The 20,466-nt window shown below is 33.8% G+C and carries 19 protein-coding genes; 5 read left to right on the forward strand and 14 right to left on the reverse strand.

The annotated features are described in order from the left end of the window. Window positions 1–629 precede the first annotated feature (629 nt). Both ACNQF9_RS00005 and ACNQF9_RS00010 read right to left on the reverse strand, forming a co-directional pair. Window positions 630–1,439 (reverse strand): lysophospholipid acyltransferase family protein, encoded by an 810-nt coding sequence (locus ACNQF9_RS00005; RefSeq protein ID WP_417958170.1) that lies wholly within the window; start codon window positions 1,437–1,439, stop codon window positions 630–632. Between the two features lie 85 nt (window positions 1,440–1,524). Next, window positions 1,525–2,175, reverse strand: a complete 651-nt coding sequence (locus tag ACNQF9_RS00010; RefSeq protein ID WP_417958171.1) for an NUDIX hydrolase — start codon at window positions 2,173–2,175, stop codon at window positions 1,525–1,527. Window positions 2,176–2,268: 93 nt separating this feature from the next. Here ACNQF9_RS00010 and ACNQF9_RS00015 point away from each other — a divergent pair, with 93 nt between their 5' ends. Further along, window positions 2,269–2,709 carry a DUF4268 domain-containing protein gene (locus ACNQF9_RS00015; RefSeq protein WP_417958172.1) on the forward strand — a complete coding sequence of 147 codons (441 nt, stop codon included), beginning with the start codon at window positions 2,269–2,271 and terminating at the stop codon, window positions 2,707–2,709. Window positions 2,710–2,742: 33 nt separating this feature from the next. Here ACNQF9_RS00015 and ACNQF9_RS00020 read toward each other — a convergent pair whose 3' ends face one another. The 11 genes from ACNQF9_RS00020 to guaA form a co-directional block, all read right to left on the reverse strand. Next, window positions 2,743–3,153, reverse strand: coding sequence for a hypothetical protein (locus ACNQF9_RS00020; protein WP_417958173.1), 411 nt, complete (start codon window positions 3,151–3,153; stop codon window positions 2,743–2,745). Between the two features lie 2 nt (window positions 3,154–3,155). Then, window positions 3,156–4,100, reverse strand: coding sequence for an NAD(P)H-dependent flavin oxidoreductase (locus ACNQF9_RS00025; RefSeq protein ID WP_417958174.1), 945 nt, complete (start codon window positions 4,098–4,100; stop codon window positions 3,156–3,158). A gap of 18 nt (window positions 4,101–4,118) precedes the next feature. Then, window positions 4,119–5,732, reverse strand: coding sequence for a S8 family serine peptidase (locus ACNQF9_RS00030; RefSeq protein WP_417989373.1), 1,614 nt, complete (start codon window positions 5,730–5,732; stop codon window positions 4,119–4,121). 135 nt (window positions 5,733–5,867) lie between these two features. Then, window positions 5,868–7,055: a tRNA 2-thiouridine(34) synthase MnmA gene (gene mnmA / locus ACNQF9_RS00035; RefSeq protein ID WP_417958176.1), complete on the reverse strand. Its 1,188-nt coding sequence runs from the start codon at window positions 7,053–7,055 to the stop codon at window positions 5,868–5,870. 72 nt (window positions 7,056–7,127) lie between these two features. Further along, on the reverse strand, window positions 7,128–7,841 hold the full coding sequence (locus ACNQF9_RS00040; RefSeq protein ID WP_417989374.1) for a toxin-antitoxin system YwqK family antitoxin: 714 nt from the start codon (window positions 7,839–7,841) through the stop codon (window positions 7,128–7,130). A 177-nt stretch (window positions 7,842–8,018) separates the two neighbouring features. After that, a complete protein-coding gene (gene yidC, locus ACNQF9_RS00045) occupies window positions 8,019–9,923 on the reverse strand; it encodes a membrane protein insertase YidC (protein ID WP_417958178.1) in 1,905 nt (634 codons plus the stop codon). Window positions 9,924–9,984: 61 nt separating this feature from the next. Further along, the gene (locus ACNQF9_RS00050) at window positions 9,985–11,598 is read right to left on the reverse strand and encodes a CTP synthase (protein WP_417958179.1); all 1,614 of its coding nucleotides are present in this window, start codon (window positions 11,596–11,598) and stop codon (window positions 9,985–9,987) included. A gap of 73 nt (window positions 11,599–11,671) precedes the next feature. Continuing rightward, the gene (locus ACNQF9_RS00055) at window positions 11,672–11,905 is read right to left on the reverse strand and encodes a DUF3820 family protein (RefSeq protein ID WP_417989375.1); all 234 of its coding nucleotides are present in this window, start codon (window positions 11,903–11,905) and stop codon (window positions 11,672–11,674) included. A gap of 80 nt (window positions 11,906–11,985) precedes the next feature. Then, window positions 11,986–12,387, reverse strand: coding sequence for an OsmC family protein (locus ACNQF9_RS00060; protein ID WP_417958181.1), 402 nt, complete (start codon window positions 12,385–12,387; stop codon window positions 11,986–11,988). Further along, window positions 12,387–14,330, reverse strand: coding sequence for a LysM peptidoglycan-binding domain-containing protein (locus ACNQF9_RS00065; protein ID WP_417989376.1), 1,944 nt, complete (start codon window positions 14,328–14,330; stop codon window positions 12,387–12,389). The genes ACNQF9_RS00060 and ACNQF9_RS00065 overlap by 1 nt, the downstream gene beginning before the upstream one ends. A gap of 131 nt (window positions 14,331–14,461) precedes the next feature. Continuing rightward, window positions 14,462–15,991 (reverse strand): glutamine-hydrolyzing GMP synthase, encoded by a 1,530-nt coding sequence (guaA, locus tag ACNQF9_RS00070; protein WP_417958183.1) that lies wholly within the window; start codon window positions 15,989–15,991, stop codon window positions 14,462–14,464. Window positions 15,992–16,190: 199 nt separating this feature from the next. On the opposite strand from guaA, the gene ACNQF9_RS00075 reads away from it, so the two are divergent. Continuing rightward, window positions 16,191–16,718 (forward strand): hypothetical protein, encoded by a 528-nt coding sequence (locus ACNQF9_RS00075; protein ID WP_417958184.1) that lies wholly within the window; start codon window positions 16,191–16,193, stop codon window positions 16,716–16,718. Window positions 16,719–16,738: 20 nt separating this feature from the next. On the opposite strand, the gene ACNQF9_RS00080 is transcribed toward ACNQF9_RS00075, so the two are convergent. Then, the gene (locus ACNQF9_RS00080) at window positions 16,739–17,407 is read right to left on the reverse strand and encodes a hypothetical protein (protein ID WP_417989377.1); all 669 of its coding nucleotides are present in this window, start codon (window positions 17,405–17,407) and stop codon (window positions 16,739–16,741) included. 280 nt (window positions 17,408–17,687) lie between these two features. Between ACNQF9_RS00080 and ACNQF9_RS00085 the strand changes: the two genes are divergently transcribed. From ACNQF9_RS00085 to ACNQF9_RS00095, 3 genes are all read left to right on the forward strand, one after another. Further along, window positions 17,688–18,098, forward strand: a complete 411-nt coding sequence (locus ACNQF9_RS00085) for a RidA family protein (RefSeq protein WP_417989378.1) — start codon at window positions 17,688–17,690, stop codon at window positions 18,096–18,098. A 33-nt stretch (window positions 18,099–18,131) separates the two neighbouring features. Beyond that, window positions 18,132–19,388, forward strand: coding sequence for a chloride channel protein (locus tag ACNQF9_RS00090; protein ID WP_417989379.1), 1,257 nt, complete (start codon window positions 18,132–18,134; stop codon window positions 19,386–19,388). A 69-nt stretch (window positions 19,389–19,457) separates the two neighbouring features. Then, complete coding sequence (locus ACNQF9_RS00095; RefSeq protein ID WP_417958189.1) at window positions 19,458–20,462, forward strand: DHH family phosphoesterase; 1,005 nt, start codon at window positions 19,458–19,460, stop codon at window positions 20,460–20,462. The last annotated feature ends 4 nt before the right edge of the window (window positions 20,463–20,466 follow it).

Genomic DNA, 20,466 nt, shown 5'->3' on the forward strand with positions numbered 1-20,466 from the left:
TGCCAGTGTTTAAAAGAACGTATGCGTCATTGCGGGTGCAAAAATACACCCTTTATTCGCTTTTACAAGCTTTTTAATCGCTTTTTTTTGACCTTTTCTTAACCTAATCTTTAACTAGCTGATATCAAGTTTTTTGAAACCAAATCTTTTTTTACCTAAACTACAATCAAACCCTATTTCTTAACCAAATCAACTAATCCAACTTATTTAAACATCCTTATCTATTTAATATAGCTGTAGAAATTCAAATATTATTCAATATCTATTGCCATTCTATATCAATACAATCCCTATAATCTTCCTATAGTATCAATAGAAAGGCATTAAATTGGAATATCGTAAATGCTTTTTGGTTATAACTCATTAACATCACTTTCTTATTCTATACTATATATAGTAGGCATACCTTTTTGAATTCCTTCTATACATATAAGAAAGCTCAAACATTCAAACTCCCGCCGGGATAGCAGCGCAAAACCACAGCTAAACAAAATCGTGTTCTGCCCAGACATAGTACAACCAATTATAAAAAAAGCAGCAACCACCCATCTGGTAATTGCCGCTTTATATATAAGGAGAAATACTAAAAAGGAAAATGTTGAATAATTAAGCTGTCTTATCGTTATTGTCTAATATTCCCATCTGCGGGTTTTATTCAATTCCTCTTGTTCTTTTATAATTTCTGCTGGTATTACTTTTAGAAACGAACAATGTTGTTCTATCGCGTACTCCACTTTTTCAACGATTTCTTCAATACTGTCCATATCATAATCAATATCCAAAGGCTCCTTAATGATAAAGGACTGCAAAATCCCTTTCTTTTTCATGCGTAAACCTTTTTTATCGAAAGATCGACGAAAACCATCTATCACAATAGGAACTACAATGGGTCGGTGTTGTTTAATAATATGGGCTGTTCCTTTGCGGACAGGCCTAAAAGATTTGGTAGTACCTTGCGGGAATGTAATAACCCAGCCATCTTTTAGAGCAATTTTAATATTCTCAGTATCATCAGGGTTGATGTCTTTTTTCTCAAGAACATCTACGCCTTTTGCTCTCCATGTTCTCTCGACTGTAATTGCACCCGCGTAAGCCATAATTCTTGGTAACAATCCCGCCCGCATGGTTTCTTTGGCAGCGACATAATAAATATTCATTTTGGGTTGCCAAAGATAACATACATTTTTAATACTATCATCCCGACCGCTTAGACTCGCATTAAAAACATGAAACATGGCTACAACATCTGCAAAATAAGTCTGATGATTGGAAATAAAGAGCACATTGGTATCTGGTAAGTTTCTTATTATTTCTGAACCTTCAATTTGTAATTCATTAAAACCTCTATACCGCCTATGTGTCATGGCACCGAAAATCCGAATTACCCATTTCTTTATAAATAATATATGACCAAAAGGATTTCTTTTAAACAATCCCATAAAACTATGTGTTTTTAATATTTAATTAGCAAATTTACGAAATAAAACTTGATATTATTTACAATTTCACAACCTCAATTTAACTTTAAATAGAAGGACCCAGCACTTCTTTCAAAACTTCTTTTAATTCACTTAACATCATTGCTGTTGCCCCCCAAACGATATGCTCTTCAATTTTAAAAGCAGGAATATTAATATTAGTCGCATAAGAAGTTGTCATATTAGCAGCGACCACAATAGAATCACTTAAGAAAACAGACAAAGGCAATTCGATAATATTGGACACTTCTGATGGGTCTAAAACAAACACAAGTTCTTCTTTACTGATTCCTAAAAAAGGATGTACCATGAAATTACTTGGAGGAATGTATAATTCAGTAAACGGTCTTAAAACTTCAATTTTATAGGGATGAATTCCAACTTCCTCATGCGTTTCTCGCAGCGCAGTAAAGGCGAAATCCTGATCCTCGAGTTCATATTTTCCGCCTGGAAAGGCAATTTGTGCTGAATGCACTCCTGAATATGAATTCCTAACGATCAAAACTAAATGGGTAGTTTCATTTTTAGGGTAAAAAAGCATCATTACTGCAGCTATTCTAGGATTATCAGCTCCGAAATCTTTTTTTTGCAAGCTTTCCAATCGTTCCAATGGTGCCATTTTTATATGTGCATCAAAGGCAGGTAGCTTTGCATCAACTAATTTGGGAACAAATTGTAAAAATTCTTGAAAATCCATAATCAAAGTCTATTTTTGCACATTGAAATTTAATATAAATATAGTCTAGAAAATAGAGTTGCACAAATTTTCTAGTACCAAAAGTCATTCCTAATGTACAGCAAAGAAGAAACCCAAAGATTGAAACGCGAATTCTGGATTGAATTTGCAGAAAAATATCCTCGCAAATGGCTGTTGTACGATACTAAGATAAAAGATTTCTCTTTTAAATTTTATGTAGACAATAAAAAAGCACAGGTATTAATAGATATCGAACATCGTAGTGATGAAAAAAGAATTGCTTATTTTGAAAAATTGGAAGCACTAAAAAACATTCTGGAAGAGGAATTTATCAAAGACTTAATTTTCGAAAAAGAATACACACTGGAAAGTGGCAAAACAATTAGTAGGATTTGGGTTGAAAAAATAGGAGTTGGAGTCAGTAACAGAAAATACTGGGATGAAATTTTTAATTTTTACAACGAAAAAATGAATGCTCTAGAATTGTTTTATTTAGAATATGATGATTTCATTAAGGATATTGAAAAACTATAAATACGAAAATTCAACAACGATAAGTTTACATTATTACATATTGAAAATATTATACACAATAATCCGATTGTCATAATTGATATACAACTGTTTTCTATTTTCTTGTTTTTTTCTGGTAATTATTGAAACCGTACAATCGACTCCTTCATTATCTTTGCACGTAAATGAATATACAATATCAGTATCATTTTCCTCGGTGGGCTGATAATCGATTATTTCAAATAATTGAATAATTTGAGAATAAACAACAATTCGGTTTTTGTTAGTATCCAATGTCACTAACATATTAACCAGATTCAAATCAGACCACTTACCCCATTTTCCTTTTTCATTTTTTTCTAAAACACTAAAACCAGACGTTTTAAATTTATAATTTTGACTGTAAGAATATTGTAATCCTAAGATTAAAAAAAGTAGCAGTATAAATCTATTTGTTTTTTTCATTTTTAAAAATGATAATTTGTTATCTCTTTTTTTGCAATTTCAAAATCAAGAATCATTTCCTCAATAATTTCACCCGCGGGTTTTATCACTTGTATGATGCCTGCTATTTGACCAATTTCTAATTCTCCTTCTATTAAATCCCCTTCAAACATCCCTCGTTTTGCTCTAGCTCGTCCTAATAACATAGCGATTTCTTCTTTAGTTGGACATTTTTCATATAAATCCTGGATATCCTGATAAAACTTATTCTTAATCAATCGAACTGGAGCGAGTTCTTTTAGGGTCAATTGCGTATCTCCTTCCTTAACATTTATAATTGTATTTTTGAAATTATCATGAGCTGATGATTCCAGGGATGCGGCAAATCTACTTCCCACTTGAACACCATCTGCACCAAGAACCATTACTGCTAACATACTGCGACCAGTGGCAATACCGCCAGCAGCAATCAATGGAATGGTAATTTTTTCTTTTACCATAGGAATAAGTGTTAGCGTTGTGGTCTCTTCTCTACCGTTATGTCCTCCTGCTTCGAAGCCTTCAGCAACAATTACATCAACACCAGCGTCTTGCGCCTTTAAAGCAAATAAAGAACTACTGACTACATGAACAACAGTTATGCCATTCTCTTTTAGATAGGAAGTCCATGTTTTTGGATTACCCGCAGATGTGAAAACGATTTTCACACCTTCGGCAACAATAATTTTCATAATTTCATCGATGTTGGGATACAACATGGGAACATTTACCCCAAAAGGTTTTGAAGTAGCTTTTTTACATTTCTGAATGTGTTCTCGCAAAACTTCAGGATACATAGAACCTGCACCAATTAATCCTAAACCACCAGCATTACTTACTGCACTCGCTAATTTATATCCGCTGTTCCAAATCATTCCACCTTGAATAATTGGGTATTTAATTTTGAAAAGGTTTGTAATTTTATTCATGTGGTATTGATACTATCATTATTTTTTTATTATTTTACCTGCTTTCGAAAAAGCATTGGATTCCATTTTATAAAGATACATTCCTTTATCGAGCCATTTCAATGAAATAATGGAGGATTGCAGAGTAATTTTTTGCTCTAAAATTTTCTGCCCTGAAATAGTATATATATAAAAAGTCCCTATTTCAAATTTATCAGGCAACAAAACGGTAACAAAATCGCTGGATGGATTGGGGTAGATTATAAAATCATCCTTTGAAAAAGAATCCATAGACAATTCAGTGCTTACTGCCAATCCAAAATCCGGAATTCCATACCCATATTGATTATTGGGAACTGAAAATTTATCAGATGATTTTAGTATTAATTCTTTGATTTGTTGATTTGTTTTTTGTGGAAAAGCTTGCCACAAACAAGCTACCATACCTGCCATAATTGGGCTTGAAAAAGAAGTTCCATTTGCAGTAACAATATTTCCTGCTGCATCGGAAACTATTGCCGCTTGTCCTTGAGCCATCACATCCGGTTTTATTCTTCCGTCAAAAGAAGGTCCTATTGAACTAAACGAAGTTATCACTTCAGAAGAATTTACTGCACCAACTGCGATTATTGAAACCGCATCTGCGGGAACTGCAATGTGTGCATCTGATGTACCACCTGAATTACCCGCAGAAGTAACCAATATCATTCCTCTGCTAAATGCAATTTCAGCCCCACGGGACATAAATGCTGTTGTACCGTTCATCTCACTATAAGTATGATTGTATGCTACTTTGTCAAAATCAAAATACCCCAAAGAAGTATTAATAATATCTACACCCAAACTATCTGATTTTTCAGCCGCTTCAACCCAAAGTGATTCTTCAACAGGGTTTTCAGCGGTATCATCTTCGGTTATGAATAAATAATAGGAAGCATCAGGAGCAGTTCCCACTAATGAATTTTCCTTGTATCCGCCCATTGAGGAAAGTACGGATGTACCGTGAGAAGATCCTGTATAAAAATTTGGATTTCGTAATACAAAATTATAACCTCCTAGAATCTGACTGTTATCTCTTAATCTTTGAAAAGGTAATATTGTATTCACACCAGGAAAACCCGCATCCATCACGGCTATTATTTTTCCGGAACCTGTATAATTTTGTTGGTGTAACACTTTCCCATTGAGCATCTGGATTTGATTGGAAGAGGAACCGTAGGCATAATCAATTTTCGTTTTCTTAGTCTTATTCCCTGTTTTTACCTTATGGGATTTTGCTATTTTTCCAGTTTGATTTAATGATTTGTCAGCAAAATCAACTTTATTGACAAAAGAAAGTAATACTAATGACTGTATATTTGCCTGAGATCCTCTAACGTGAATTGCATTCAACCATTTGGATTTTGCCATAATAGTAATTCCAATTGCAGCTTTAATTTGACTTATATAAGATGCCTCTACTGGAATATCTTTAAAATCCAAATCTATTTTTTGATTTGTTCTTCGGTCCAATGCTCTTTGAGAAAGCATTTCCAATGGTGAATCAGAAAAGAATTTAGAATTAGGCTTTGCATTAAAATACACCCAAGCATCCTCTTGTGAAAAACCGGTACTCGCAATTAATAGGAGAATAAATAAATAGAATTTTCTCATAAGTACCTTGTATATTTTAGGCCATACCGATTCTAACTAAATGGGAATGAATCACAATTACAGCTGTTTTTTAAAAAACTATTTTTAATTTGGCTACAGTAAATTCCTTTTAACCTTAGCAAACAAATTACTAAATTAAGAAATCACTCCTGAACCTACTAATTCATCCGCCAAATACCACGCAGCAAATTGTCCTTCGGTTATTGCAGATTGTGGTTCATCAAAGGCTACGTACATTTCGTTTTCAAATTGATACAAAGTTGCGCTTTGCAAAGGTTGTCTGTAGCGTATTCTTACCATAACGTCTAAAGTTTCTCCATCAATCAAAGCCAAATCTTTACGAATCCAATGCACTTCTTCTTTTTCAATGCGCAATGCTTTTTTGAATAATCCTGGATGCTGACTCGACAAACCCGTATAAATCGTATTCGTTTCTACATTTGTGGCTATAATAAACAAGGGATCCGTTGTACCTCCAACATTCAATCCTTTTCGCTGTCCAATAGTAAAATAATGAGCCCCTTGATGCTTTCCTACTACTTTACCCATTTGCGGCGTGTATGGAATTTTTCTGGATGCTGATTTTAAATCTTGCTCTATACCAAGTCCTACTTTGTTTTCAGTAGTATAAATAGAATCGTTTTTATCTATTTGAACAATAATTCCTTCTTTGGGTTGCAATTTTTGCTGCAAAAATTCCGGTAAACGTACTTTTCCAATAAAACACAAGCCTTGAGAATCTTTCTTATCCGCGGTAACTAAATCCATTTGAGCTGCAATTTCACGTACTTCCGGTTTTGTTAACTCCCCAATAGGAAATAACGATTTTGACAATTGTTCTTGGGACAATTGACAAAGAAAATAAGATTGATCTTTATTGGTATCGGCACCAGCTTTCAGTTGAAATATGGTTTCTCCATTGACTTCGATTTCGCTTTTTTGACAATAATGCCCCGTTGCTACAAAATCAGCACCAAGACTCAAAGCAATTTTCATAAAAACATCAAATTTTATTTCGCGGTTACAAAGTACATCGGGGTTTGGAGTACGCCCTTTTTCATATTCGTTAAACATATAGTCTACGATTTTCTCTTGGTACTCTACACTTAAATCTACCGTTTGAAAAGGAATCCCTAATTTCTCGGCCACCAATAAAGCATCATTACTATCTTCTAACCATGGACATTCATTAGAAATAGTAACCGAATCATCATGCCAATTCTTCATGAAAAGACCTATGACTTCATAGCCTTGTTGTTGCAACAAATAAGCAGCAACACTTGAATCAACACCTCCTGAAAGTCCAACAACAACACGCTTCATCTTTAAAAAATTAATATTTTATAAGGTTGCAAAGTTACAAAAGATTTACAATAGTATTTGTTAACGTTACCATTAATTGTTTTTTGATTTAGTGGCATTTTCCGGAATGTTCATATTCATTTCTTTGACAACTTTTCCTTTTTCAAAAAACTGCCACATTCCCGCTTTCTTACCATTTACAAATTGTCCTTTAGAGACTGTATTCCCTTTTGAATCTCTAAAAATTGCGACACCATTGTAAAGATCATTCTTAAAAACAGACTCTTCTAGCACGATCCCTTTTTCAGTATATTTTTTATAAAAACCATTTTTTAAATTATTTTTATAACTGATTTCCTCGGCAACTTTACCATTGAGATAAAAAACGGTGCGCAAACCTTCTAGTTTTCCTTTAATGTAGTACTCCGTTGTCATTATATTCTTGGATGCTTCGTGATAATATTTCCATTGCCCTTCAAATAATTTAAAGACCACTTTACCTTCACTGACTTTATTCTTATTTTGGTCATAAAAAATGGTATAGGCCGAATTATCTTTCGAATTAAATTCTCTTGTGCCAATTACGGATTTAGCTTTGGTATCATCAAAGAAATTAAAAACACCAATTTCTTTGCCGTGATCGAAAGTACCCTCATATCGAGGTCTTTTGGATTCTTCATAAAATCCTTTCCACACGCCGTGTTTTTTTCCTTTGGAATCTAATTTATTGAAATCAGTTTGTGCAAAAAGACTAAGCACATTCAAAAAAATTAGCACTACTATTCCTTTTTTATAAAATATTTTCATGAGCAGTGTTTATTGATTTATATTGATCAAAAGTAATTGCTATGTTATCATTAGTTACTAGAACATAATAACACAAATAATCGTTTCTTAAGTCCCTTAATATACTAACGAAATCAGGTCACTTAAAGTATTTTTAAATAAAAAAATCTCGATTATCTCGAGATTTTTTTATTTAAATTATTTTTTCTTTTGCTGTGCTTTTTGAGCTTCTGCTTGTTCCATCACTTCTTGAAGTTTTTTCTGGAATTTACCTTGTTTCTTTGGCTCTTTCAATTTGTTTACTTGAATTTGAGCATGAATCTTATCGCTATCAATAAAGTATCTTTTGATGACAATCATAATTCCTATTGTAATTAAATTTGATATAAAGTTATACAAACTCAATCCCGCACCATAACTATTAAAGAAAAACAACATCATTATTGGCGATACATAAATCATGATTTTCATCATTTTTGCCATATCCGGCATTCCTTCTTGCTGTGGTGCCGCCATTTGCTGGTCACCAGAAGTCATTTTCATATAGAAGAAAATAGCTATAGACGCAAGTACAGGAAACAAACTGATGTGATTCCCATAAAAAGGGATGTAAAAAGGCAAACGGATTACTTCATCAAAAGAAGACAAATCATCAGCCCAAAGGAAACTTTTTTGTCTCAGCTCAAAAGCCGATGGAAAAAACTGAAACGAAGCATACATAAAAGGAAGCTGAATCAATGCTGGAATACAACCTGCCATAGGATTTACCCCCGCTTTATTATATAATTTCATAGTTTCCTGTTGTTTCTTCATTGGGTCTTTTTTAAATTTTTCTCCCAATTCTGTAATTTCAGGTCGCAATACTTTCATCTTGGCTTGTGACAAGAATGATTTGAACGTAATAGGTGACATTGCAATTTTTATGATAATCGTAAATACAATAATCGCAATTCCATAAGCTATATAAGAGCTTAAAAATCCAAATAATGGAATGAAAATGAATTTATTAATCCATCCAAAAATACCCCAACCCAATGAAATAATCTTCTCAAGATTTTTATCATAATGTTTCAAAGTCTTATAATCCGTTGGTCCAAAATACCAACTCATCTTATGATCTAATTCTCCATTTGTAAAAGCTAGAGGAATATTAGCTTTAAATTGTTTGGTAAAAGTAGTATCAATTTTATCATCTTTAACTAAATTATCAGATTTAACTTTAGCCGTTTCTAAAGGTGTTTTTGATAAAAGAATCGTAGAGAAAAAATGTTGTTTGAAAGCCACAAAAGTCGCTTTTTCTAAATCAGATTCTTCTGATTGTCCTAATCCAGCGTAATCAATCTTTCCTTCTTTGTGCTCAAAATAGATTTCGGTATAACGATTTTCGTATGAAACACTTTTTTCATTTCTGTACGTTTTCAAATTCCATTCTAAATCCAATGGTTTAGCGGTATTCAAGACATTATTCAATCCTTGAGAACGAATATCGAAATCAATCATATATTCCTTCGGTTTCAAAATATATTTATATTCTAAAAACGCATTAGCTCCTGCTTTCAATTTCATTGACAATACTTGATCTGCTCCAACTTTAGTCAAAGTAGGCTCAAAATACAAGTCTTTAGAATTTAAAGTACGATTATCACTGGTCAGTAATTGTACATTCAAATTGGCGTTATTGTCTTTTATCAATTCAACTAATTGTCCAGAACCTTTCTTGAATTTCTCGAATTGCTTCAAAGTGGCCTCAACAATATAGCCTCCTTTATTGGCGATTTTTAATTTAACTACTTCATTTTCAATAGTAGTAAATCCTGCTTTGGCAGATGGCAGTGTTGCTGAATACGCAAAACTCCCTAAAGTTTTCTGTAACCGGGCCAATTGTGTAGAATCTCCAGTAGCAGCAACAGCAACGGTAGCTTTGGCTACAGTTATAGCTTCTACTTCTTTCGCTTTGGCTTGATTAATTACCAACTCTTTTTGTGCTTTTTCAGCAGCAACCACTTTCGGGTCTGGTTGATTTTGGTACATGATAAAAATCAGAATACCAAAAATTAATGCAAAACCTATAATCGAATTGAGGTCAAATTTTTTTTGTTCCATTATAATTAAAAAAAGTTTAAAGTTTAAAGTGTTCCGTTTATTAGCACCGAATCATCTCCTATTATTTTTTCTTTGCCTGAACTGCTGCTGCCACAAAATTTACAAAAATTGGGTGCGGATTCGCTACCGTACTTTTGTATTCCGGATGGTACTGTACACCAATAAAAAACGGATGATCTTCTATTTCTACAATCTCAACCAATCCGGTATCAGGATTTACTCCTGAGGCAAGCAATCCTGCATTCTGTAATTGCGCAACGAAATTGCTATTGTATTCATAACGATGACGGTGACGTTCCGAAATAGTTTCTTTTCCGTAAATTTTATAGGCTAACGAATCTTTTTTGATGTCACATTTCCATGCACCAAGACGCATTGTTCCCCCTTTATCCGTAACTGTTTTTTGCTCTTCCATGAGATTCACTACCGGATGAGCTGTATGTTCATTCATTTCGGTAGAATTAGCATCAGCAAAACCCAGCACATTTCTTGAATATTCTATAATTGCCATTTGCATGCCCAAACAAATACCAAAAAACGGTACTTTATTTTCACGAGCATATTGCACTGCTGCAATTTTCCCTTCTATTCCTCTTTCTCCAAAACCTGGTGCTACAAGAATACCATCTAAACCCGCTAATTTCTCGTGTATGTTGCTTGCATCAATATGTTCTGAATGTATCGAAATAACATTCACTTTTGTTTCGTTGGCAGCACCTGAATGAATAAACGCCTCCAAAATAGATTTGTAGCAATCTTGCATCTCTACATATTTTCCTATCAAACCGATATTCACGGTATGCTTCGGATTTTTTAATCGACGTAAAAAAGTATTCCAGTTTTTTAAATCGGGAGCGGCTTTTTTAGGTAAGTCTAGTTTTTTTAACGCCACAACATCAAGTCCTTCTTCCAGCATTAAATTAGGCACTTCATAAATAGTAGAAGCATCGATTGATTGAATAACAGCTTCTCTTTTTACATTACAAAACAAAGCTAGTTTATTGCGTAATTCTTCAGAAATTTCGTGTTCTGTTCTGCACACTAAAATATCTGCTTTTATCCCGCTTTCCATCAATGTTTTTACAGAGTGCTGTGTCGGTTTTGTTTTCAACTCGCCAGCAGCAGCTAAATAAGGCACTAAAGTAAGATGTATCACAATACCATTGTGCTCTCCTAATTCCCAAACTAACTGACGAACAGATTCTATATAAGGTAAAGATTCAATATCTCCTACAGTACCCCCAATTTCAGTAATTACAATATCATAATCGCCAGAATTTCCCAGCAATTGCATTCTTTCTTTAATTTCATTGGTAATATGAGGCACAACTTGTACCGTTTTACCTAGAAATTCTCCTCTTCTTTCTTTTTCTATAACCGAAAGATAAATTCTTCCAGTGGTAACATTATTTGCTTGAGATGTAGGAACATTCAAAAAACGTTCGTAATGACCTAAATCCAAATCCGTTTCGGCACCATCATCGGTCACATAACATTCTCCATGTTCATAAGGATTTAATGTCCCTGGATCTACATTTATGTATGGGTCAAACTTTTGGATGGTGGTACGGTATCCTCTTGCTTGTAACAATTTTGCCAAAGATGCTGCAATGATTCCCTTCCCTAAAGAAGAAGTCACACCGCCTGTAACAAAAATATATTTCGTTTGATTCATGCTGTTGTTGTTTGTATTGTAGTTGTGTAAAAAAACGTGGCAAAAGTACAATTATAAATTGTCAAATTGAAAATTAAATCGGTTTTGGATACCGTTTTTTTATATTTCGAATTAACTCTTCCAGGCCATTCAATTTTAATTCATAAATTAACTTCAATTGTTCCCCTAATTCTCCTTTAGGAAAACCTTTATTGCTATACCAAACAATGTAGTACTCAGGGATATCAATAAGAAACCACCCTTCATATTTACCAAAAGGCATTTTGGTATGATATAGCTTAATGAGTTGCTTTTGATTTTGATCCATTTATTTTGAAGAAAACAACAAAGAGAAAAGAAACAAGAAGTACTCCTTCCTGCTTCTTTCCTCTTGCTACTCAACTCTATTTATTTCCAGTTAAAACTAATACGCTTATCGATTTCAGGATGCAAACTTAAAAAAACAGGACAAGTCATTGCGGTTCTTTCCAATATTGTTTTATTTTTTATATCGGTTGTCCCATACATCTCAAAGATAATTTCAATAGCACCGATACGCCTTGGTTCCGCGTTCATAATTTTAACGACCTCAGCCGTAGAACCTTTCAAATCAACATCTAAATCTCGAGCTTTTATTCCCATTACAGTCATCATACAACTTGCCAAAGCATTGGCAACAGTATCCGTTGGAGAAAAAGCCTCCCCTTTACCATTGTTATCCAATGGCGCGTCCGACAGAATTTCGGTACCTGATTGCAAATGAATAGAAGATGTTCTTAAATCTCCTAAATAAGTCACTATTGATGTCATTAATTCGCTTCTTTAATGGTTAAATCAGTATCATAATACAAAATATAAATACCTTTATTCACATAACCTGCACCTTCTTTTTTATAAAATTCGAATTTATTATCTATTTGCTCTGTTGCGGTAGCATCAATTGTTTCCTGATATTTTTTACCTTGAGACAAACGCAACATGGTATCAAAAGTAACATCAAATCCTCGGGTTGCAAAAACACTAGGATAAATTTTATTTTTCTTTCGGAAATTTTTCTCAAAAATTAAAGCTTCTGGAGATTCGTTTTCACGAGTAACAGAAGGATACATTAATTTTAATTTAGCCAAATTAGTGAAGTTGATTTCGTCAGTATCTAATGTTTCGTTTGGCTCCAAAATAACCAACTGCACCTTATAAGCTACCATGGCACTTAACATAGCTGCTACTGTTGATTTTATCATTCCGGTATTTTCGGTCTCCATCACCACATAGTTTATTTTATCTTTTACAAATAAACTTTTCAAATTTTCAGCAGAAACACCTCCATTTGGAGTAAGCGTTGAAAATCGTACATCCTTATGATTGGTACTGATATACTGTATTACGGAGCTTTTTTTCTTATCAACTACTGCTATAATATTTCCCCCTTTGGAACGCATATAATCGAAAACGGCATTTTTAACGGTTTCAGCAGCAGGAATAGATTGAAAAATATTAGCGTAAGAAATCCCTAAATCTTTTGACAAAGGAGAAATTACGGGAACTTGATTTGGCATCAATAACTCCGCCGTTTTCTCTACATTACTTTGATAAAAAGGCCCAATGATCGCGTCAGAAACTTCTAAATCATTATCTCTTATAATCGAAGCAACATTAGACGTGTTTTTAGTTTCTTGCGAATCGAAAATTTTTACATCAATGTCAAACCCTAGTTGTTTAGCCGAATCGATAGCCACCAAAGCTCCAGCATAAAAATCCAAAGTCATATTCAAAAATTTGTCTTTTTTCAAACGCATGGGTAACGTATTGACTGTATCGCCTTCCATTTTAGCTAAATTGAATGGCAATAGGAGCACTAGCTTTTTTCTGTCACTCGTGTTGCTTTTTGACAACTCTGTGTATTGTTTTTTAATTTCGGGCGAAAGAGTAATTGTTGCAGGCACCCTTAAAACCATACCTTCTATGACGCCTTGGGACAAATTAGGATTTAGAGCAATTAACTCCTCTTGCGAAATACCAATCCTTTTTGATAGACTATACAGTGTTTCTTTTGATTTTACTGTATAATCAAAATAATTAATTACTGCATTAGCCTTCTCAGGATTTAAAGCTGTAGTCTCTTTTTTAGATTCAAGAACTACAATAGATTTATCTGATTTAGGAGCCATACCTTTAATCAATAATTTAAATCCTTCCGGTAAATTAGACACTACTTCCGGATTTTTGCGTTCTAATTCGCCAATTGTAATACCGTATTGTTTAGAAATCGAATATTTGGTTTCTTTTGGAAGCACATAATGGTAAACCACTTTTTCCGTAGTGGCCGTATTATTTTTTAAAATAATGGCTGAAGGTATTGTAAGAGTCTGCCCTATTTGCAAGCCGTCTTTTTCAAGAAACGGATTGGCTTGTTTTAACGCTTCGTCAGAGACTCCGTATTTTTTTTCAATACCATATAGCGTTTCTTTTGGTGCTACCTGATGCATTATTATAGTGGTAATCCCTTTTTTTTGAGGAGCACTTACAGTTTGTTTTCCTGAACTTTTGGGAATCAACAAAATACTATTGGGCTTTAAACCACTTTGTGCATCTGGATTTAATTGATAAATATCAAATGGAGTAACCTTATATTTTTGTGCAATCTGATTGATCGTCTCTCCTTTTTCTACTTTGTGTGTAGTTGTTTTCTCTTGTGCAAAAACATTGTAATTAAACCACATAGCAGTCATACAAATCGCAAAAAAATATTTCATCTTTTTATTTATAAAATTATCCAAATCATTAATAAAGTAACGGTATCAAATTTTATTCCAAAAATTTGATACCGTTTATGTATCGAACATTCTAAACAATGATGTTCAAAGAAGATAAAAAACTTAGACTATTATTCCCACTCAATAGTTGCAGGCGGTTTTGAACTAATATCATATACTACCCTATTTACCCCTTTTACTTTATTGATGATGTCGTTTGACACTTTCATCAAAAAATCATATGGTAAATGTACCCAATCTGCAGTCATACCATCCGTTGATTCTACGGCACGAAGCGCTATCACTTTTTCATAAGTACGTTCATCTCCCATAACACCCACACTATTTACAGGAAGTAAAATAGCTCCGGCCTGCCAAACTTTATCATACAATCCCCAAGATTTTAAACCTTCGATAAAGACAAAATCTACTTCTTGTAAAATTCTAACTTTTTCTGGTGTGATATCACCTAAAATTCTAATTGATAATCCTGGTCCAGGAAAAGGGTGTCTTCCTAATAATTCAGCATCGATTCCTAGTGAAGCACCTACTCTTCGTACTTCATCTTTAAAAAGCATACGAAGTGGTTCTACAATTTTCAATTTCATGTAATCGGGTAAACCACCCACATTATGATGGGATTTAATAGTGGCTGAAGGTCCTTTTACAGAAACCGATTCAATTACGTCCGGATAAATAGTTCCTTGAGCTAACCATTTAACGTCTTCAATAAGGTGCGATTCATCATCAAAAACTTCGATAAATACACGCCCAATAATTTTACGTTTGGTTTCTGGGTCGCTTACTCCCGCTAATTCAGATAAGAAACGATCACCTGCATCAACTCCTTTTACGTTCAAACCCATGCCCTTGTATTGATCCAACACATTCTGGAATTCGTTTTTGCGAAGCAAACCATTATTGACAAAAATACAATATAGGTTTTTACCAATAGCTTGGTGCAACAAAACTGCCGCTACGGTAGAATCTACTCCACCAGATAGTCCAAGAACAACTTTATCGTCTTGCAATTTTTCTTTAAGTTCCGCTACCATGTCAGACACAAAAGCGTTTGGAGTGAAATTTTGTGGAACTTCAGCAATTTTTACTAAAAAATTTTCCAACATTTTTGACCCATCTGAAGAATGGAAAACCTCTGGATGGTATTGAATACCAAAAGTAGTTTCTCCTTCAATTCTATAAGCAGCAAATTCTACATCATGTGTACTTGCAATCTTAACTCCATTTGCAGGCAATGTTTTTATGGTATCACTATGACTCATCCAAACTTGACTGTTCTCTGAAACACCTTCAAAGAAGACTTCGCTCTCTTTTATAAAAGACAGATTAGCTCTTCCATATTCTCTAGTATTAGATGAAGCGACTTCACCTCCACTGAAATGTGACAGATATTGAGCACCGTAACAAACGGCTAACAAAGGTAATTTTCCTCTTATTTGAGATAAATCGGGATGAAGCGCATCCTCTGAACGAACAGAAAATGGGCTACCACCAAGGATAACTGCTTTGTAAGGGGACAAATCACTCGGAAAATGATTGTAAGGGAAAATTTCGCAGAATATATTTAATTCGCGAACTCTACGCGCAATAAGCTGTGTGTATTGCGATCCGAAATCTAAAATAAGTACGTTGTGTTGCATGCGCAAAAATACTTTTTATATTTTGAATTGAAAAATTGAATTCTGAAAAATATTTATTTTATTTTTATTAATTAAACAATCTCATTTCTGATATAAAAAATAATTACGATTAGCAATGTGAACTACTTTTTTTCTAAAATTGCCTTTAAAAATATAAAACACTACTTTTACAGACCTAAAATCTACTAAAAACAAAAAGATGAAAGCAAAAAAATACTTAGTTATTGCAATTTTTGGACTGCTAGCTATTTCTTGTAATGTGATTGATGATTTATTGACCTTTTCAATAGACAATCAAACTACTGTTACCGTTCCTACTGGATTTCCTGTAAATACCGCTCTAGAATTTGTTACTCCAGAAGTTCCTTCTAATTCAAGTGCCGTATTTCAAAACAACAATACAAAAGCTGAATTAGTAAAGGATGTTAGACTAAAAGAAATGAAACTGACGGTAACAAATCCTGCTAATAAATCATTTTCATTCTTGAAATCAATACACATGTATATTTCTACAAATGATACTGATGAAATAGAACTCGCTTTCTTAGACAATATCAATTCAACCTCTACTACAATAAGTCTAACTTGTACTCCCGAAAAATTAGATAAATACATAAAGGCATCCAGTTTCAAATTAAGAACCAGAGCCGTAACTAAAGAAACAATTACTCAGGATGTATCTATAAAAGCGGACATGAAATTTCAAGTCACCGCCGATCCCTTTTAGAGATCAATTTAATGTAGAAACTATTCTTTAACTAAGATTATGGTAGCTTTGAAACCCGTTCCAAGATTCCACTGACTTGCAGATATCAAACTACCTTTATCATCATAGACTTTAAATTCAGCGGTATTAGAACCAGAACTTCCTTGGTTTAAGGCTTCAAAATCAATCTTGTTAAACCCTTTTTCTAAAACGATTTCAAAACCTTTAAAATTACTGTCCAAGTTCACTTGATACTGTATTACTTTATCATTTAAATACACTCTAATCTGATCTCCATCAACGTAAGCCGCATCGCGGTACATCACCTTAGCAGTAACAGATCCCGTTTGAAAATTACCTAAATTTTGATTCTTTCTGTAAACTATACCGTTAGTATTTTCTTCTTTTTTATTCCACTTATCCTTGTAAATGTCACCTGGATTCATAAACTCATTTTTAGGAGTCATTGAAAAATTATTTGTTGGTGTAATAGGAAGAGAAGCACTCGGCTTTGGATTGAATATTTCCGGGTTTTTAAATACGTTTGGAGTCTTAACAGGAGGTATATTAACTTTTGGAGGTGTTGTTTTCTTAATTTTTGGTGCATTATTTTTTGGTGGAATTGCCTTAAATTTTGAGCTAAATTCATTCTGAGCATATCCACTTAGAGACATGCTGATTGTAATAATTAAAAATAAAATCCTTTTCATAGCTTTATAAATTAGTGTGTCAGTGCTTGTAAATTTTAAAAATAAAGAACCAATCGCATCTATTCCAAAATTAGGCAGTTATTTAACTTTCATTTATAACTCCTAATTCTTAGTTTTAGTACATTTTACAATACAAAATTGATGCATTTTACTCCACCGAAATTCAACTTTTTAATTATTAATTGCTCTTTTTATTTCAGTTTTTTTTCTAACTTGCAAAAAGTATGCCATATCATAAAACACAACTAAACACAGTAAAACAACATCTAAAATCACTAAAATGAAAAGAGAAAACATCTTGACAGGCTCCCCATGGGAAGACAAAATGGGATATTGCCGTGCGGTACGTATTGGGAACGTTATTGAAGTTTCTGGAACAGTTGCCATTGTTGATGGTGAAAAAGTAAGAGCTGATGATGCCTATGCACAAACCCTAAACATATTAGAGCGCGTACAAAAAGTTCTCGAAGACTTAAAAGTTAGCATGGATGATGTCATTAGAACCCGCATATTTACTACTGATATTTCTACATTTGAAGCTGTAGCAATGGCTCATGCTCAATTTTTCAAAGACATAAAACCTACCACAGGTTTTTATGAAATCAGTAAACTAATTTCTCCTGAATATTTAGTAGAAATCGAATTTACCGCAATAGCTAATGAAAAACCATTAGTACAGGAAGGATTATAAAACTTTTGCAAAAACATATTTCCTTTTCAAATAATGAGTTTAGAAAAAACTAAAAAATTTACGATCAATTTACTTAAATGGGTTTTTATTTGCACTGCAACAGGTGTTTTTTCCGGATCAGCTTCAGCCTTTTTTTTAATAACCTTAGAGTGGGTTACACAAATTAGAACACATAACAACTGGATTATATGGCTGCTGCCAATAGCGGGATTATTACTCGGATATGGATATTATTATTGGGGAAAATCAGTAGTAAAAGGCAATAATTTACTTCTCGAAGAATACGAAAATCCACAGAAAATCATTCCCTTAAAAATGGCTCCTTTGATCCTTTTAGGTACCTTAATTACCCATCTTTTCGGAGGTTCGGCGGGTCGAGAAGGTACCGCCGTACAAATGGGAGGTTCTATTGCCGATCAGTTCACAAAAATATTCCAACTCAATGATTCAGATAGAAAAACAATACTCATTCTGGGTATCAGTGCTGGTTTTGCCTCCATTTTTGGTACACCTTTAGCCGGAGCGTTATTTGCTTTAGAAGTTGTTTATTTTAGTAAAATCAATTTCAAAAGCATGCTACTTTCTTTTCTTGTTGCTTACATAGCCTATTTCACTGTTGTCCTCTGGCAGGTAAAACATACTCATTATACCATTCCACTTATTCCAACTGTAAGTTTCACCATTTTCTGTTGGGTGATTCTCGTGAGTATTTTATTTGGTTTAGCCGCTATGCTTTTCTCAAGAAGCACACGCTTTTGGAGTTCTTTATTTTCAAAAAAGGTGTCCTTCCCTCCGCTTCGTCCTTTTATAGGAGGATTTATTATAGCACTTACGGTTTTTTGTATCGGAACGACAAAATACATCGGATTAGGAATACCCGTAATCATTGAATCCTTTTCTAATCCTAGTGCTTCGTATGATTTTATCTTAAAAATACTATTTACAGGATTTACGCTCGGCGCAGGATTCAAAGGTGGCGAAGTGACTCCGCTATTTTTTATTGGAGCTACTCTGGGTAGTGTTTTATCGCTTGTAGTTCCTTTACCCATTGCACTTTTAGCAGGAATGGGCTTTGTAGCTGTTTTTTCGGGTGCCACCCACACACCTATTGCCTGTACGGTCCTGGGGATGGAACTTTTCGGAATAGAAAGCGGAATTTATATTGGAATTGCTTGTACCGTCGCTTATTTTTCTTCGGGATTTGTGGGGATTTACAATGCTCAGATTGTCAAAGGAGCAAAATACAAGGTGTATCAAAAATTTAAAAGAAAAAAAATCCATCTTTTGTGACTTTGTAAAAGTTTGTTAATTGTACAAATGATTTCAACATTACATTAAAAAAATGTAATTTCGCAAACTATGAAAATACAAGACATTCAAGCGATAGAGTTGTTATTATCAACTCCAAAAAAGATTGCCATAATCCCTCACCGTGGTCCTGATGGAGATGCCATGGGCTCTACCCTAGCATTATATCATTTTTTATTAAAAAACAACCACCATCCAGTTGTGGTTTCTCCAAATGAATTTCCAGATTTTCTGGCTTGGATGCCTGGATCAGAAAATGTCAAGATATACGAAAAAGACAAACAAAATTGCACCAAAATTCTGGAGGAAACGGAGCTGATTTTCACATTAGACTTTAATGCTTTGCACCGTACAGGTGAAATGGAACACGTTTTAAATAAACTTAAAACGCCATTTGTCATGATTGACCATCATCAAAAACCAGATGATTATGCTGTTGTTACCTATTCGGATACATCGTTTGGATCGACTTGTGAAATGATTTATAACTTCATATCACTTCTAGGTAAAAAAGAAGACATCGATAAAACGATAGGAACTTGTATTTATACCGGAATTCTAACTGATTCAGGTTCTTTTCGTTTTCCAAAAACAACAGGAACAACCCATCGAATTATTGCTGAATTAATTGATCTAGGTGTCGAAAATACGGAGATTCCAACCTTATTATTTGACAACAGCTCTTTTGGACGTTTACAATTATTGGGAAGAGCGCTTCAAAATATGAAAGTGTTAACGGAGCACAAAACTGCATACACGACGCTTACTCAAGACGAATTAAATTCGTTTGATTACATAAAAGGAGATACTGAAGGTATTGTAAATTATGGACTAAGCATAAAAGGAATCGTTTTTACTGCTATATTTATAGAAAATAAAGAAGAAAAAATCATCAAGATTTCATTCCGTTCTCAAGGTGATTTTGATGTTAATCAATTTGCAAGAGATCATTTTAATGGTGGTGGACATCGCAATGCAGCCGGAGGAAAATCAGAGTTTTCAATGGAAGAAACAATACGAAAATTTGAAGATTTAGTAACAAAATTAAGCATCTAATCCC

It is taken from the genome of Flavobacterium amylolyticum, assembly GCF_048284335.1.
Taxonomy (GTDB): Bacteria; Bacteroidota; Bacteroidia; order Flavobacteriales; family Flavobacteriaceae; genus Flavobacterium.

Excerpts from the sequence above, each read along its gene's own strand:
- mnmA (WP_417958176.1), bottom strand. The coding sequence starts at position 7,055 with ATGAAGCGTGTTGTTGTTGGACTTTCAGGAGGTGTTGATTCAAGTGTT.
- ACNQF9_RS00005 (WP_417958170.1), bottom strand. The coding sequence starts at position 1,439 with ATGGGATTGTTTAAAAGAAATCCTTTTGGTCATATATTATTTATAAAG.
- ACNQF9_RS00065 (WP_417989376.1), bottom strand. The coding sequence starts at position 14,330 with ATGAAATATTTTTTTGCGATTTGTATGACTGCTATGTGGTTTAATTAC.
- ACNQF9_RS00090 (WP_417989379.1), top strand. The coding sequence starts at position 18,132 with ATGAGTTTAGAAAAAACTAAAAAATTTACGATCAATTTACTTAAATGG.
- ACNQF9_RS00085 (WP_417989378.1), top strand. The coding sequence starts at position 17,688 with ATGAAAAGAGAAAACATCTTGACAGGCTCCCCATGGGAAGACAAAATG.
- ACNQF9_RS00015 (WP_417958172.1), top strand. The coding sequence starts at position 2,269 with ATGTACAGCAAAGAAGAAACCCAAAGATTGAAACGCGAATTCTGGATT.
- ACNQF9_RS00020 (WP_417958173.1), bottom strand. The coding sequence starts at position 3,153 with ATGAAAAAAACAAATAGATTTATACTGCTACTTTTTTTAATCTTAGGA.
- ACNQF9_RS00080 (WP_417989377.1), bottom strand. The coding sequence starts at position 17,407 with ATGAAAAGGATTTTATTTTTAATTATTACAATCAGCATGTCTCTAAGT.
- ACNQF9_RS00050 (WP_417958179.1), bottom strand. The coding sequence starts at position 11,598 with ATGAATCAAACGAAATATATTTTTGTTACAGGCGGTGTGACTTCTTCT.
- ACNQF9_RS00030 (WP_417989373.1), bottom strand. The coding sequence starts at position 5,732 with ATGAGAAAATTCTATTTATTTATTCTCCTATTAATTGCGAGTACCGGT.
- ACNQF9_RS00075 (WP_417958184.1), top strand. The coding sequence starts at position 16,191 with ATGAAAGCAAAAAAATACTTAGTTATTGCAATTTTTGGACTGCTAGCT.
- ACNQF9_RS00040 (WP_417989374.1), bottom strand. The coding sequence starts at position 7,841 with ATGAAAATATTTTATAAAAAAGGAATAGTAGTGCTAATTTTTTTGAAT.
- ACNQF9_RS00095 (WP_417958189.1), top strand. The coding sequence starts at position 19,458 with ATGAAAATACAAGACATTCAAGCGATAGAGTTGTTATTATCAACTCCA.
- ACNQF9_RS00055 (WP_417989375.1), bottom strand. The coding sequence starts at position 11,905 with ATGGATCAAAATCAAAAGCAACTCATTAAGCTATATCATACCAAAATG.
- yidC (WP_417958178.1), bottom strand. The coding sequence starts at position 9,923 with ATGGAACAAAAAAAATTTGACCTCAATTCGATTATAGGTTTTGCATTA.
- guaA (WP_417958183.1), bottom strand. The coding sequence starts at position 15,991 with ATGCAACACAACGTACTTATTTTAGATTTCGGATCGCAATACACACAG.
- ACNQF9_RS00025 (WP_417958174.1), bottom strand. The coding sequence starts at position 4,100 with ATGAATAAAATTACAAACCTTTTCAAAATTAAATACCCAATTATTCAA.
- ACNQF9_RS00010 (WP_417958171.1), bottom strand. The coding sequence starts at position 2,175 with ATGGATTTTCAAGAATTTTTACAATTTGTTCCCAAATTAGTTGATGCA.
- ACNQF9_RS00060 (WP_417958181.1), bottom strand. The coding sequence starts at position 12,387 with ATGACATCAATAGTGACTTATTTAGGAGATTTAAGAACATCTTCTATT.